This window comes from Actinoplanes sp. NPDC089786, from assembly GCF_040684855.1.
Lineage (GTDB): Bacteria > Actinomycetota > Actinomycetes > Mycobacteriales > Micromonosporaceae > Actinoplanes.
Genome location: NZ_JBFBGU010000012.1, coordinates 1 through 13,574 on the forward strand (window position 1 = coordinate 1; position 13,574 = coordinate 13,574).

Here is a 13,574-nt window from a genome sequence, read left to right on the forward strand (position 1 = left end):
TACCCGTTGTACGAGGTGATCGAGGAACTCGGCGTGCCGGCCCTGTTCCACACCGGACAGACCGGCATCGGCGCCGGGTTGCCGGGCGGGGGCGGCATCCGGCTGACCCTGCGGTCGATCCTGCTGTCCGGGCTCGACGGACGCGTCCACTACAACAAGGCCGCCGTCGCGGTGGAGAGTGGCGGCCCGGGCGACGGTGATGGGCGACGCCGTGCACGTCATGCCGCCGTTCGGGGCCCAGGGCGGCAACACCGCGCTCCGCGACGCCGCACTGCTCGCCCGCAGGCTGATCGAGGCGCGGGCGAACGGCACGCCGGTGGAGGAGGCGATCGCCGGCTACCAGGACGAGATGGCGCCCTACGCCTTCCGCGCCGTCGACACCGCCGCCGGGCTGATGCGCCGCCTCACCGGCGGCGCGGCCGCACCGCACTGGGTGCTGACCCGCGTGCTACCTCGGCTGCACCGCGTCACCGTGCCGGAGGGATGATGGCGGCATGTCCCACGAGCCGGCCCGTGCCTCCGCGATCGCCGACCTCATGCGCGCCGGGCGTGAGACCTCGCGGCTGTCCACGGTGTTCCGGTACGCCATCGCGGAGCGCCTGGGCCTCGCCGTGAGCGACCTGGAGTGCCTGGACTTCCCGGCCGACGCCGGGTCCGCCACCGCCGGGCAGGTCGCCGAGCGGACCAACCTCACCACCGGGGCCGTGACCAGCATGCTCCGCCGGCTCCAGCAGGCCGGCTACGTCACCGCCGAACGCGATCCGGCCGACCGGCGGCGGGTGATCGTCACCCTGCGGCCCGAGCGGATCGCCGAGCTGGAGCGACCGTACGAGCGGTTCGCCGAGCGGGCCGAGCGGCTCATCGAGGGGTACACCGTCGAAGAGCTCCTGCTGCTGGTCCGGCACTACGGCCGCATACAGGCGATGTATCTGGCCGAGCTCGACCACCTCCGCGGCGACACCGCGCCGCCGGCTGTGCGGGAGCCGGCGTGAGGTGGGCGGCCCGGGCCGGCGTACGCGACGGCCGTTCGACATGCTTGCTGCTGAACCGCACCCCCGGCTGAACGAGGAGACTGGCGTGTCCGACCGCACGACCCCCGCTGACGTCGTCCCGTTCCGGCAAGCGGTCCGAACCTGGTTCGGCATCTCGTTGCAGACCTTCGGCGGGCCGGCCGGGCAGATCGCCGTCATGCAGCGGCATCTCGTCGACGAACGACGGTGGATCGGGCAGCAGCGGTTCCTGCACGCCCTGAACTACTGCATGCTGCTGCCCGGTCCGGAGGCCCAGCAGCTCGCCATCTACGTCGGCTGGCTGCTCAACGGCCTGCGCGGGGGCCTGGTCGCGGGCACGTTGTTCGTGCTGCCGGGCTTCGTGGCGCTGCTGGCGCTGTCCGCGGTCTACGTCGGGTTCGGCGACACCACAGTGGTCACCGCGCTGTTCGCGGGTCTCGCCCCGGCCGTGGTGGCCGTGGTGGCGCAGGCGGTGTGGCGGGTCGGCCGCCGGGCGCTGACCAGCCCGGCGCTGGTCGGGTTCGCCGTTGCCGCGTTCGCGGCGCTGGCCGTGTTCGGTGTGCCGTTCCCGCTCGTGGTGGCGGCCGCGGCGGTCGCCGGGTGGGCGTCGCACCGGTGGCGGCCCGCGCTCATCACCGCCGGGAGCGGGCACGGCGCCGCCAAGGAGGGTCCGCCGCCGCTGATCGCCGACGATGCTCTGCACCACGACCAGCCGTCCGCACGCCGCGCCGTGGTGATCCTGGCGGCCGGGCTGGTGCTGTGGTTCGCGCCGCTCGCGGTGGTGGCCGCGACGACCGGGGCCGGCAGCGTCTACACCCAGCAGGGGCTTTTCTTCTCCGGTACGGCGGTGGTGACGTTCGGTGGCGCGTACGCGGTACTGGCCTATGTGGCGCAGCGGGCGGTGGAGGACTTCGCCTGGTTGTCGGCCGGTGACATGGTGCGTGGCTTGGCGCTGGCGGAGTCCACGCCCGGGCCGCTGATCATGGTGGTGCAGTTCGTAGCGTTCCTCGGCGCCTACCACCACCCCGGCGTCCTGGACCCCTGGGTGGCCGGGGTGGTGGCGTCGGTGCTGACGTGCTGGGTGACTTTCGTGCCGTGCTTCCTGTTCATCCTGCTCGGCGCCCCGTACGTGGAACGGCTGCGGGGAAATCAGGCGTTGTCGGCGGCGCTGACGGGCATCACCGCCGCGGTGGTCGGGGTGATCGCCAACCTGGGTGTCTATTTCGCCGTGCACACCCTGTTCTCCGGCGGCAGTGTGCGGCCGGTGGCCTGTGTGATCGCGGTGGTCGCGGCGGTTCTGATCTTCGGGTTGAAGTGGTCGGTGCTGCGGGTGCTCGGGGTCAGCGCCGTCCTGGGGCTGATCGCGGGGCTGGCCGGGCTGCCCGTCACGTGACGGAATCCGCCACGGATTGTGCGCCGGCGATAGCATGGCGCGATGGAGCCCAGGCTTCGAAGCGATGAGCCCCACCCCCGGCCGCCCGCGGAAGCACGAACGCCGCCCACTCCGTCAGTCGATCCCGGCAACGCCGCGCTGGCCCGGATCGCCGAGGACCGCTCGGCCGGCAGCCCGCTGTCCGGCCCGGGGCGGGCCGTGCTCGAGCGGCGGTTCGGCGCCGACTTCTCGGCCGTCCGGCTGCACACCGACAACAAGGCCGCCGAGCTGGCCGGCTCGGTGCAGGCGCAGGCGTTCACCACCGGCACCGACATCTACTTCGGCGCGGGCCACTACCAGCCGGGCAGCTCCTCCGGGCAGGAGCTGATCGCTCACGAACTGACGCACGTCGTCCAGCAGAGCAGCGGCACGGTGGGCCCACCGGGTGTCAGCCATCCGGACGACCCGGCCGAGGTCGAGGCGCGGTCCATGGCCCGCCAGGTGATGACCGGCGAAGCCGCGCCCGCGACCCGGGCGGCGCCGGGAACGGCTCTGGTGCGGCAGCTGCAACCGGCCGGCAATCGGGCGATCTCCCGGTTGATCCAGCGCGAGCCGCTGGCCAGCGTCGACACGGCCACGCTGGACGGGCAATATCGGCAGTCGCTGGCGACCGCGCTGCAGACCGGCAACTTCCAGAGCGCCGCCGAGAAGCTCAACGGCTTCAACGAGGCCGACATCCGGGCCCGGCTCGGCGAGCTCACCCGCGAGCAGGTGTCCTACCTCCACCTCGGCGCGGTGAACAACCCCCGGGTCGGCCCGCAGAGCAACGTGGCCCGGCTCACCGACGACGGGTCGGCCCCGGCGCCGGGTGCGGGCGCCGGCAAGGCGATCCCGGACATGACGACCACCGAGAAGCTGGTGGCGGCGTTCGACCGGGCCGACATCGGCGCCGCGGTGAAAGCGAAGCTGCTCAGCATGATCACGCCGCAGGCGCTGGTCATGGCCATCGTCGGCTTCGCCGCGGTCTTCATCGCCTCGCAGTTCACGCCGGTCGGGTGGGCCGCCGACATCGCTCTCGGCCTGACCGCGATCTTCATCGGGACCAGCCTCTTCTCGGCCGCCCAGCACTTGATCAACTTCGCCGACGCGCGGAACGCGACCACGCCGGAGCAGCTCGACTTCGCCGGTCAGGAGTTCGCCCGCGCGGTCGCCGAGATCGGCGTCGACGCTCTGATCCTGCTGATCACCCACACCAAGGGCGGCGGCGGTGGTTCCGGCGGCGGTCCGCCGTACCAGGGACCGCCGCCGCAGGCCATGGTGCTCGGTACGGCCAACGGCCGGCTTGTCGTCGTGGTCGCCGAGACTGTCCCGGTCCAGGTGGCCGCGGGTCTCGCCGCCCCGGCCGGTCCGATGATCATGGCGATGTCCGGCCGGCCCCGCGGGGACAAGCCGGAGCGCGACTTCGAACCGCCGGTTCGTGACCACGGCGGCAAGGCCGGGGGTGAGCTGCCCAAGAACGGCTACGAGCGCAACCTGGCCGTCAGCAGCTGGACGCGCGAGGAGCTGCTGTTCGCCGCCGACGAGCTCGAGCTGAGCGTCCAGGCGCGCCAGGCCGAGCAGGTCCGGCTGGGCGAGACGACGATCGGCGCCGAGGGGCAGCAGGTCGGCAAGGCTCACCGGATCCGGATCGAGGAGGAGCTCGAACTGCTCCGCGCGATCCGGAAGAAACTGGGTGGATCATGACCATGGCGGTCGAGCTGGTCGAGCGGATACTCCACGGCGACGATGACGGACGGGCCGCCAACCACCTGGTCACCGAGCTGCGCGGCGGCGTCTCGGTGCAGGTGCTGCGGCCGCTGCTGTTCAGCCAGGACGACGCGGTGGTCGCGATCGGCACGTGGGTGGCCTCCGAGCTGGGTGATCTGGCCGCGCCGCTGGGCGCGGAACTCGAGGACCTGCTCCGGCACCCCAACCGGGAGGTACGGTTCTTCGCCGTCGAAGCCGTGGCCCGCTTCTCGCCGGCGGCGATCCCGGTGCTCGTCGACGACCCGGATCCAGCGGTGCGCTGGAAGGCCATGACCGCGCTGGCCGCGATGCCGCAGGAGCCGTCGTCCATGGACCCGGCCGCGATCATCGCCGCCCTGGCGAGCCCGGCCGCCCACACCCGGCGCCTCGCCGCCGTCGCCGCCGTCCGCCTCGCGCCCCATGACCCCGGCCCGCTGCGGGCCGCGGCCGAGGCGACCGACCCCGAGATCCGGGAGTTCGCCGGGGGGGCCGCTACTCGTCCCGGCTAGTGCCTCGCCTTGGAACGCGGGCCGGGCGATCCGCGTGCGATGATCGGCCCCGTGGGACTTGAACGCGCCGACGTCGTGGCCCTGTACGAGCGGTACCTCACCCTCTGCAACGAGCACCGCTTCGACCAGCTGGGCGCGTTCGTCGACGAGCGGGTCAGCGGGTCCGGTTCCGTGGACGGACTGGCCGCCTACATCGAGCGGGTGAAGGCGGTAGGCGTCGGCTTCCCTGACTATCACTGGGAGTTACAGGGACTGATCGTCGAGGCGAACACGATCGCCGCCCGACTGATCGGTCGAGGGACGCACACCGGGGTGTTCCACGGCATCGCACCCACCGGCCGGGAGATGAGGATGGCGAAGGCCTGGTCGGGGGTGCAGCGGCGGTCGCCCATCACCACCAAGTATCTGGGGTGGGGTGCGCGATCGCTGTAGGACTCCTGATCTGGGGTCCGGGATCCGCGCCGCTTTCTTGACGCTGGTCTCGCTGACACCCATCGAAGGCGCCGTGCCGCAGGCGCCCAGTCTATCCGTCCTCGCCCTGGTTCACGACGGCGGACGTCGCGCATACATGTCCCGGGCCGGGGTAGTCGGCCGCATCGGAGCGAACGACATGCATGGGGAAGGCGACGACGATATGACCGCGTACCGCAGGATCTCCGTCGCTGTCCTGGCCGTTCTGCTCAGCTCGGTAACCGGGTGCGTGCCGCTACCCGAATCGGCCGGACCGAACACCTCGACCGCGGCCACCGCCTCGCCGAATGACGTGGTGACCCGATCGGTCACGGACGTCGAACGGTTCTGGACGGCCCGATATCCGGAGGTGAGCCGCGGCGCCGCGTTCAAGCCCGTCCAGGGTGGCCTGCACCCGTACACCGAGACCGACCTGCCGCCCGCGTGTGGCGATGAGCAGGGCGTGTACCAGCCGAACGCTTTCTACTGCCCCGCCGGTGACTTCATCGCCTGGGACGCACAGACGCTGATCCCCCAGTTGCAGCAGCAGTTCGGTCCACTGCTGGTGGGGGTGGTCCTCGCCCACGAGTACGGCCACGCCGTGCAGACCCGGCTCGGCGTGAGCGACCAGCCGACCGTCGTGCTCGAGCAGCAGGCCGACTGCTTCGCCGGGGCCTGGATGGCCGACGTGCTGGCCGGACGTTCACAGGCGTTCACCGGCGTCACGCCGGCCCAGCTCGACAACACGGTGGCCGGGTTGCTGCTGCTGCGGGACCAGCCGGGCACGCCGGCGCAGGCCGCGCAGGCGCACGGCAACGCCTTCGATCGCATCCGGGCCCTGCAGGACGGGGTGGAGAAGGGCGTCGCGACCTGCGCTGCCTACCGCGCCAGCAACGTTCCGGTGACCGAGGTGCCGTTCACCAGCCGGGAAGACGCCGCCACCGGTGGTGACCTGCCGTACGCGGAGGCGGTCACCTCGCTGGCCGACGACGCGCAGGGATACTGGTCGCGCGCCTATCCCGAGCTTGCCGGGAAGCCGTGGCCGACCCTGCCGGTCCAGCCGTTCACCGGTACGCCACCCTCGTGCACCGCACCCGACCCGGCCGCCGGGGGCGCCGCGTTCTACTGCAAGGCGGGCGACTTCGTGACCTTCGACAACGGGCGGCTCGGGCCACAGCTCCATCAGAACATCGGTGACAACGCCGTCGGCATGCTGCTCGGCGACCTGTTCGCCCGGGCCGCGCAGGACCGCCGCGGCCGGAGCACCTCCGACCGTACGGGTCAGCTCGCGGTCGACTGCCTGGCCGGCTCGTGGACCAACGACCAGCTGAACCGTCAGCCGGGCCAGGGTCTGACCCTGTCGCCGGGCGACCTGGACGAGGCCGTGGCGGCGTTGCTGGCGTTCGGTCGGGCGGCGGAGGAGTCCGGCCCCAGCGCCTTCGAGCGCATCGCTTCGTACCGCAACGGGGTTCTGCAGGGCTTGGGCGCCTGTACCTGAACCCACCGTTCAGCTACCCGACCGCGGCCGACGAAGTACGGTTTCGGAGGCGGCGAGCCGGGCATCCGTGCGGTCTGCGACCGGCGCCCAGCGTCGGCGAGTCCCGTCAAGAAGCGGCGTGGCCCCCGGACCGGAACCCACCTTGCCGCGTGCGGCGGTGTGTCGGAAGGACAGTTTCATGACCGACCCGCAAGCCATCAAGCCCACCGACGCGTTCGCCGAGCTCGGGCGGATCGACTTCACCGAAACCGACGTCGCGACGGCCTTGACCAAGGTGGCCGACCTGGCCCGGCGCAGCATCCCGGGCGCCGACGACGTGTCGGTCACTCTCCTCGGCGCCGGGGGCGCGCACACCGCCGCGTTCACCGGGCAACGGGCCTTGACGGTCGACGAGTGGCAGTACCAGCAGGGCCACGGTCCGTGCCTGGCCGCGGCCGCCGCGAACATCACCGTGAGCGTGCCGGACATGGCCGGCGAGAGCCGGTGGCCGGACTGGGCGGACCGCGCCCTCGACGCCGGGGTGCACAGCTCGGTGTCGATCGGACTGCCACTGCACGAAAACGTGAGCGGGGCCCTCAACGTGTACGCCCGCAAGCCGCACGCCTTCGACGAGGACGCGGTCACCCTGGCCGAGACCTTCGGTGGGTACGCCGCGGTCGCCATGGCCAACGCTCATCTGTACGACGGGCCTGCCGCCCGTCGCGAACTCGGCGACGTCGCCGCGGGCCGGGCCGACAGCGCCGGCACCCGGCTCGAAGAGCGACGAGGAGGAGACCGAGGATGACGCGAGACGACAGCGAACGGCAGGTACGCACGACCGCGGTCGTGCGTACCGGATGGGGTGCCGTTCTGGTCCTGATGCCCGAGCGGCTGTTACGCGCGGGCGCCGGCGGTCGGTCAGTTCGGCCCGGTCCGCCCGCCGACCGACGTGCCGTCCGGCGATGGCCGTAGCCGCCGGCCCGCCGCCGACGTCGCGTCGGGGTCACCCGGGGCGCCGTCGGCCTCCGCCCGCTCGGTGTTCGTACCGTCCCCGAACTCGGCCTCGGCGCCCGCGTCCGAGCCGGTCAGATCATCGACCTGACCGTCCTGCGAGAACGTCGCCATCGCCTGGTTCAGCTCGGACAACGGCAGTTTCTCCTCGTCGCGCCACACACCTTCGTCACTGTTCGTCATGCCCGTCGGCTACCCACGATCGGCCGCGTCAAGCCGCCGGGTTGGGAAAACGCCGACGCGGACGGGTGCCCGCGTCGGCGTCCATAAGGGATGTCCCGTCACCGGCGGGCGACGGCCCGGCGGGTGGTGAGCAGGCCGAGGGCGATCATGCCGAGCCCGAGGAACAGGTGCAGCCAGTCGTCGGCCGGGTTCAGCGGGACGAAGTTGGCCGAGCTGTCCTGCCCGACGACCAGGCCGTAGAGCCAGAGAACCAGGTAGATGGCTCCGCCGCCGATCAGGTAGGCCCGGGCGCCGGAGACCGTGCGGGCCAGGGCCAGGCCGGCCAGGCCGAACAGCAGGTGGACGATGTTGTGCAGCACGGACACCTGGAACACTCCGAGGAGCTTGGCGTCGGAGTGGTGCCCGGCGAAGGACATGCTGCTGTAGTCGCTGGTGATGCCCGGGATGAAGCCCAGGACCCCGACCAGGAGGAAGACGATCGCGACGACCAGTGCCGCGGTCTGCACCGGCCGGCGGGCCGAGGTGACATTGCTTGTGTGGGCGCTGCTGGCCATTTTTCCACTCGCTTTCCTAGGGGATACTTGCGGCTTCCCAGGTCGGGACCGGACTAACGCATCAAAGGGCAAGTTTCTGGGCGACGTCAGCCGCCGTGCGGCGCGGACCTCCGGGTCATCCGGTCACGGACCAGGGGAACGGTCCACACCGCTATGACGGCGCCGGCCAGCAGGCCGGTCGGCAGGTCGGCACGACCTTGGAACAGCAGCGCGAGCAGGTAGGCCGCGACTACGACGCTACGGGTGAGCAGGGCAGTGGGCACGGCTCGGTCCTTTCTTGCCGGCGGCGCCTCCCGGTCGGACAGGCCATGGCAACGGAGTGCCCGCCGGGGCGTCCCGCGGGGGCCAGGCGGTGGCCCGGCCGGGTCAATGTCGGGGGCGGGCCAGGGTCACCTCGACGGCCAGGCCGTGCGGGGTCAGGCTCCGGGCGCGGATGGTGCCGCCGTGGACGGCCACGAGGTGGCGTACGACCCAGAGCCCGAGGCCTTTCTCCCCGGCCGGCGGGGTGCGCCGGTGCAGTGACCGGGTGAGGTCCGGGGTCAGGGCGCCGCCGTCGGTGACGGTCAGCCGCAGACCGCGCCGATGAGCGCGGGCCGTCAGCTCGATCGACCCGCCGGCCGGGCCGTGCCGGTCGGCGTTGGTGAGCAGGTTGATCAGGATCTGACCGGCGTGCCGCGGGTGCACCAGGCGTTCACCGGTGGCCCGGCCCAGCCGGACGACGAGCCGCCCGGCGGGCACCGCCGCCGACACCACGGGCAGGATCCGGTGCAGCGGGACGGGTGGGTCCGCGGGCCCGGTCATGCCGTACGCCGCCGCGGCGGCCTGCCGCAAAACGGCCTCCGCGTGGGCTACGTGCTCACCGGCCAGGCGTGCCAGCTCACCGCGGGCCGAATCGGACGGCTGCGTCTCCAGCGCGCGTACCAATGAGGTGAGGGTGGAGACCGGCGGGCGCAGTTCATGACAGACACTGCGCAGCAACACCAGGCCGGGATCGGCCGGCTGCGGCCGGCGCCCGCTCCGCCATCGGCGGCTCAGACCGGGCATGTTCGGTCCTTCACCGGGCAAGCGGCGTCCATGCCGAACGCCATCGCAGTTGCCCTCGTCGATGACCACCCGTTGTTCGTCCGCGGGCTCGAGCTGTTGCTGCCCGACGTGAGTGGTGGGCTGGCCACTGTGGTCGCCTCGACCGGGGACGCCTCGGCGGCGGCGAGCCTGGTCCGGCGTACCGTCCCCGATCTGGTCCTGGTGGACCTGCACATGCCGGCGCCGGGCGGGGTCAGGGCGGTGGCCGCCATCCGGTCCACCACACCGTGGGTGCGGATCGTGGCGATGTCCGGTGACGACGATCCGCGGCCGGCCATCGAGGCGCTGCGGGCCGGGGCGGAGGGGTTCCTGCCGAAGAGCAGCGAGGCCGAGGACATGGTGCGGCCGTTGCTGGCGGTGCTGGGCGGGTGGGCGGTCCTGCCGTCGAGTCTGCTCGCCGTGCTGCTGGGATCGGGCCGGGACGCCCGCCCGGCGCCCGTGGACCTCGACGAGGCCGAGCGGAACCTGCTGCAGCTCATCGCGGCCGGGGCCACCACCACGGAGATCGCCTTGAAGCTGCACGTCTCCGAGCGCACGGTCAAGCGGCTGACCGCGACGCTGCTGCGCAAGATGCGGGTGTCGAGCCGGACGGAAGCTGCGGCGCTGGCCGGCAGCGCGGGAATCCTGTGAAGAGCCATGACGGTCCTCCGATACCTGCGGGGTACCGGCGCGACTGCCCGTCCTCCGAACGGTGAAACGTCCTAACCGGCAACCGTGTGGACGACCAGCGCGACGTTGAGCGAGATGATCAGCGCGGCCACGGCGGTGGCGGTTGCCGTCACGGTCCGGCTGTTGGTGTGCTCGCCCATGACGTTGCGGCGCCGGGTCAGCAGGATCAGGGGGATGAGGGCGAACGGCACGCCGAAGGAGAGCACCACCTGTGACCACACCAGGGCCTGGGTGGGGTCGGCGCCGAGCACCAGCACGACCATGGCCGGGGCCATGGTCAGGATCCGGCGCACCGGCAGCGGGATGCTGCGCCTGATGAAGCCCTGCATGACGACCTGCCCGGCATAGGTGCCGACACTCGACGACGCCAGGCCCGAGGCGAGCAGGGCCACGGCGAACGCCAGCGCCGCGTACCGGTCGATGGCGGCGCCGAGCCCGGCGTGGATGCCATCGAGGCGGTCCGTGCCGGCGATCCCGGAACCGAAGAACAGTTGCGCGGCGATCACCAGCATGGCCAGGTTGACCAGTCCCGCCGCCCCGAGCGCGACGAGGGTGTCGACGCGCTGGCACCGCAGCGCGTGCCGGCGTTCGGCCGGATCGGCGGCCCGGGCCGTACGCGTCTTGGTCAGGGCCGAATGCAGATAGATCACGTGCGGCATCACCGTGGCGCCGAGGATGCCGGTGGCGAGCACCAGACTGTCGGTTCCGGACAGCGACGGCACCATTCCGGTGGCCAGCGCGCCGGGATCGACGCCGGCGCGCACCGCGTTGTACAGGAAGCCGAGCAGGATGACGCCCAGCAGTCCGGCGATCACCGTCTCGAACCGGCGTACCCCACGGCGCTGCAGCGTCAGCAGCGCGAAGGCGACGACGCAGGTGATCAGTCCGCCGGCCGGGAGCGGCACCTGGAAGAGCAGGTTCAGCGCCAGCGCACCGCCGATGATCTCGGCCAGGTCGGTGGCCATGGCCACGAGCTCGGCCTGCACCCACAGGGCCCGGGTGAGCGGGCGGGGGAACCGGTCCCGGCAGAGCTGCGGCAGGTCGCGGCCGGTCACCAGGCCGAGCTTGGCCGACAACGACTGGATCAGCATCGCCATCAGGTTGGCGGCGACGATGACCCACACCAACTGGTAGCCGAAGGTCGCGCCGCCGGTGAAGTTGGTGGCGAAGTTGCCCGGATCGGTGTACGCGATCGCGGCCACGAAGGCCGGCCCGAACCACGGCGCCAGCCGGCCGATGCGCCGTCGCAGGGTCGGTGCGCCGACCGGAGGCGCGGGCGTGACGACAGCCATGACGATCTCCCCGGGTGCGACGGCTGGGCGTCTGCCGGATGCCCGCGCCGGTGACCCGGCCGGGCCACCGGTGACCCCGCCGGGCCAGGCCCCGAAGGGCCCGATGCGGGCCCGCCAGGGCCAGGACCGCGGGTAGCCCAGGGTCAGGCCAATCCCTTCCGCATGGAGGTTCTGATGTTCAAGCACGTCGACTACCTGCAGTTCCAGGCCAAGCCGGAGAAGCCGGACGCACTGCTCGCCGCGAAGATGCAGGAGCTGGTCGGTGGCCAGTTCGGTGAGATGACCGTGATGATGCAGTACCTCTGGCAGGGCTGGTCGTGCCGGGTGCCGGGCAAGTACAAGGACATGATCATGGACATCGCGACGGAGGAGATCGGCCACGTCGAGATGCTCACGACCATGCTGGCCCGGCTGCTCGAGGGCGCTCCGGGCGAGGCGACCGAGAAGGCGGCGGCGGCCAACCCGCTGCTGGCCGCGGTGCTCGGTGGGATGAACCCGCAGCACGCGATCGTCACCGGCGGGGGCGCGCTGCCACGTGATGCCGCCGGTGTGCCGTGGAACACCGGTTACATCATCGCCAGCGGCAACCTGCTGTCGGACTTCCGGTCCAACGTGGCCGCCGAGGCGCAGAGCCGGCTGATGACCAGCCGGGTCTACAACATGACCGACGACCGCGGGGTCAAGGACATGCTGCAGTTCAACCTGGCCCGCGACACCTGGCACCAGCAGCAGTGGCTGCTCGGCATCGAGCAGCTAATCGCGGACGGTTTCACCGAGACCGGCATCGAGGACTCGAACGCCGAGGACGAGAACCAGGAGGCCAACCACACGTTCTACAGCTTCGACCCGGCGAGCACGGCCGGGGAGGGCCGGTGGGCGCAGGGTCCGACCCTGAAGGGCGACAAGGAGATCGTGTACGTGCCGGACGCCCAGCCGCTGACCGACGACAAGCCGCTCGGTCCGGCGCCGGACCCGAAGCTGTACGTCACGTACGACGGCGCGATGGGCAAGGGCAAGCCGGGCACCGGCGCCGGGGCGCACGCCCAGGGTGTCGCCAACGTCGTCAACAAGATCAAGGGCGCGTTGGACTGAGCGGGATCGGGTGCGCCGGCCGTCCGGCCGGCGCACCCCGGCCGCCAACCCACCCTCGACCGCGACGCGCTCATCCTTTCGGCTGGCCACGGTTCGCCTTTTCGGCTAGCCTGCTGGAATCGGTCAAGACGGTGCCGAGCCCTGACGTGCCATGACGACGTTGCGGTTCGCCGGCCCCTTCTGCCTCGGGTGTCTCGACGCGACGGCTCGTCTCGCATGTCTCATGCCTACGACGCTCGCGCGCCGCGAGGAGACACCATGCGGACAACAACCTCGGCCCCCACCGGCTCCCACCGGACCGAAGAGGACGAGCGGGCCGACCGGCTCATGCTGGCCTTCTGCGCCCTCCCACCGTCCCACCCGGACCGGCGGTCCCTGCGTGAGCAGGTCATCGAGGCGTGGCTGCCGATGGCCTACCGGCTCGCCCGCCGTTACGCCCGGCAGGGCGACATGGTCGACGACCTGCGCCAGACGGCGACCATCGGCCTGATCAAGGCGGTCGACCGGTTCGACGCCGGCCGTGGCGTCGAGTTCGTCGGGTTCGCCTTCCCGACCATCACCGGCGAGATCAAGCGTTACTTCCGCGACCGGACCTGGTCCGTGCGGGCACCCCGCCGGGTGCAGGAGACGCGGCTGGCGATCGGGCGGGCGCGGGTGGAACTCGGCCAGACCCTGGGCCGGTCGCCCACGGTCGCCGACCTCGCCGGCCACTTGAACACGTCCGAGGAAGAGCTGCTGGAAGGACTCGAGAGTTCCTACGCCTACCGTGCGGTGTCGCTCTCCACGCCGATCCATGACGACTCAGGGTTCGAGCTGGGTGACATCCTGGGCGCCCAGGACCACGGGTACGACCTGGTGGAGCTCAACGTCACCCTGCCCCCGGCCATGGCCCGCCTGACCGACCGGGAGCGGCGCATCATCGCGATGCGCTTCTACGGCAACCAGACGCAGGCGGCCATCGCCGAGCAGATCGGCGTCTCGCAGATGCACATCTCCCGGATCCTCTCCGGCGCCTTGCTCAAGCTGCGCGAGCAACTCGTCGAGACCGAATAATCGCGACGACGAGGGGTAGCCGAGCGGGACCGGT

General features: G+C 71.7%; 16 protein-coding genes and 1 pseudogene. 12 read left to right on the forward strand and 5 right to left on the reverse strand.

Annotation, left to right across the window (positions count from 1 at the left end):
• The 9 genes and pseudogenes from AB0O15_RS28640 to AB0O15_RS28680 form a co-directional block, all read left to right on the forward strand.
• Nucleotides 1-105 (forward strand): annotated as a pseudogene (locus tag AB0O15_RS28640) (4-hydroxyphenyl-beta-ketoacyl-CoA hydrolase); the annotation flags it as partial.
• Between the two features lie 73 nt (nt 106-178).
• The gene (locus AB0O15_RS28645; protein ID WP_364324246.1) at nt 179-487 is read left to right on the forward strand and encodes an FAD-dependent monooxygenase; all 309 of its coding nucleotides are present in this window, start codon (nt 179-181) and stop codon (nt 485-487) included.
• A gap of 7 nt (nt 488-494) precedes the next feature.
• Entirely contained in the window at nt 495-992 is a 498-nt protein-coding gene (locus tag AB0O15_RS28650; protein ID WP_364324248.1) for a MarR family transcriptional regulator, read from the forward strand.
• Nucleotides 993-1,077: 85 nt separating this feature from the next.
• Nucleotides 1,078-2,403: a chromate efflux transporter gene (chrA, locus tag AB0O15_RS28655; RefSeq protein WP_364324251.1), complete on the forward strand. Its 1,326-nt coding sequence runs from the start codon at nt 1,078-1,080 to the stop codon at nt 2,401-2,403.
• Between the two features lie 42 nt (nt 2,404-2,445).
• Nucleotides 2,446-4,125 carry a DUF4157 domain-containing protein gene (locus AB0O15_RS28660; protein WP_364324254.1) on the forward strand — a complete coding sequence of 560 codons (1,680 nt, stop codon included), beginning with the start codon at nt 2,446-2,448 and terminating at the stop codon, nt 4,123-4,125.
• A complete protein-coding gene (locus AB0O15_RS28665) occupies nt 4,122-4,676 on the forward strand; it encodes a HEAT repeat domain-containing protein (protein ID WP_364324257.1) in 555 nt (184 codons plus the stop codon). Before AB0O15_RS28660 ends, AB0O15_RS28665 begins: the two co-directional genes overlap by 4 nt.
• Nucleotides 4,677-4,727: 51 nt before the next feature.
• Entirely contained in the window at nt 4,728-5,108 is a 381-nt protein-coding gene (locus AB0O15_RS28670; protein ID WP_364324260.1) for an ester cyclase, read from the forward strand.
• A gap of 202 nt (nt 5,109-5,310) precedes the next feature.
• Nucleotides 5,311-6,624: a neutral zinc metallopeptidase gene (locus AB0O15_RS28675; protein WP_364324263.1), complete on the forward strand. Its 1,314-nt coding sequence runs from the start codon at nt 5,311-5,313 to the stop codon at nt 6,622-6,624.
• Between the two features lie 178 nt (nt 6,625-6,802).
• A complete protein-coding gene (locus tag AB0O15_RS28680; RefSeq protein ID WP_364324266.1) occupies nt 6,803-7,408 on the forward strand; it encodes a GAF domain-containing protein in 606 nt (201 codons plus the stop codon).
• Nucleotides 7,409-7,521: 113 nt separating this feature from the next.
• On the opposite strand, the gene AB0O15_RS28685 is transcribed toward AB0O15_RS28680, so the two are convergent.
• The 4 genes from AB0O15_RS28685 to AB0O15_RS28700 all read right to left on the reverse strand — a co-directional run bounded on the left by AB0O15_RS28685 (nt 7,522) and on the right by AB0O15_RS28700 (nt 9,395).
• Nucleotides 7,522-7,797, reverse strand: a complete 276-nt coding sequence (locus tag AB0O15_RS28685; protein WP_364324269.1) for a hypothetical protein — start codon at nt 7,795-7,797, stop codon at nt 7,522-7,524.
• Between the two features lie 98 nt (nt 7,798-7,895).
• Nucleotides 7,896-8,351 carry a DUF4383 domain-containing protein gene (locus AB0O15_RS28690; RefSeq protein WP_364324272.1) on the reverse strand — a complete coding sequence of 152 codons (456 nt, stop codon included), beginning with the start codon at nt 8,349-8,351 and terminating at the stop codon, nt 7,896-7,898.
• Between the two features lie 86 nt (nt 8,352-8,437).
• Nucleotides 8,438-8,614, reverse strand: a complete 177-nt coding sequence (locus AB0O15_RS28695; protein WP_364324275.1) for a hypothetical protein — start codon at nt 8,612-8,614, stop codon at nt 8,438-8,440.
• Between the two features lie 103 nt (nt 8,615-8,717).
• A complete protein-coding gene (locus tag AB0O15_RS28700; RefSeq protein ID WP_364324278.1) occupies nt 8,718-9,395 on the reverse strand; it encodes a sensor histidine kinase in 678 nt (225 codons plus the stop codon).
• Nucleotides 9,396-9,425: 30 nt separating this feature from the next.
• Here AB0O15_RS28700 and AB0O15_RS28705 point away from each other — a divergent pair, with 30 nt between their 5' ends.
• Nucleotides 9,426-10,064: a response regulator transcription factor gene (locus AB0O15_RS28705; protein ID WP_364324281.1), complete on the forward strand. Its 639-nt coding sequence runs from the start codon at nt 9,426-9,428 to the stop codon at nt 10,062-10,064.
• A gap of 71 nt (nt 10,065-10,135) precedes the next feature.
• On the opposite strand, the gene AB0O15_RS28710 is transcribed toward AB0O15_RS28705, so the two are convergent.
• A complete protein-coding gene (locus tag AB0O15_RS28710) occupies nt 10,136-11,395 on the reverse strand; it encodes an Nramp family divalent metal transporter (protein WP_364324284.1) in 1,260 nt (419 codons plus the stop codon).
• Between the two features lie 174 nt (nt 11,396-11,569).
• Between AB0O15_RS28710 and AB0O15_RS28715 the strand changes: the two genes are divergently transcribed.
• Complete coding sequence (locus AB0O15_RS28715) at nt 11,570-12,487, forward strand: manganese catalase family protein (protein ID WP_364324287.1); 918 nt, start codon at nt 11,570-11,572, stop codon at nt 12,485-12,487.
• 258 nt (nt 12,488-12,745) lie between these two features.
• On the forward strand, nt 12,746-13,540 hold the full coding sequence (locus tag AB0O15_RS28720) for a SigB/SigF/SigG family RNA polymerase sigma factor (RefSeq protein WP_364324290.1): 795 nt from the start codon (nt 12,746-12,748) through the stop codon (nt 13,538-13,540).
• Nucleotides 13,541-13,574: the final 34 nt, after the last annotated feature.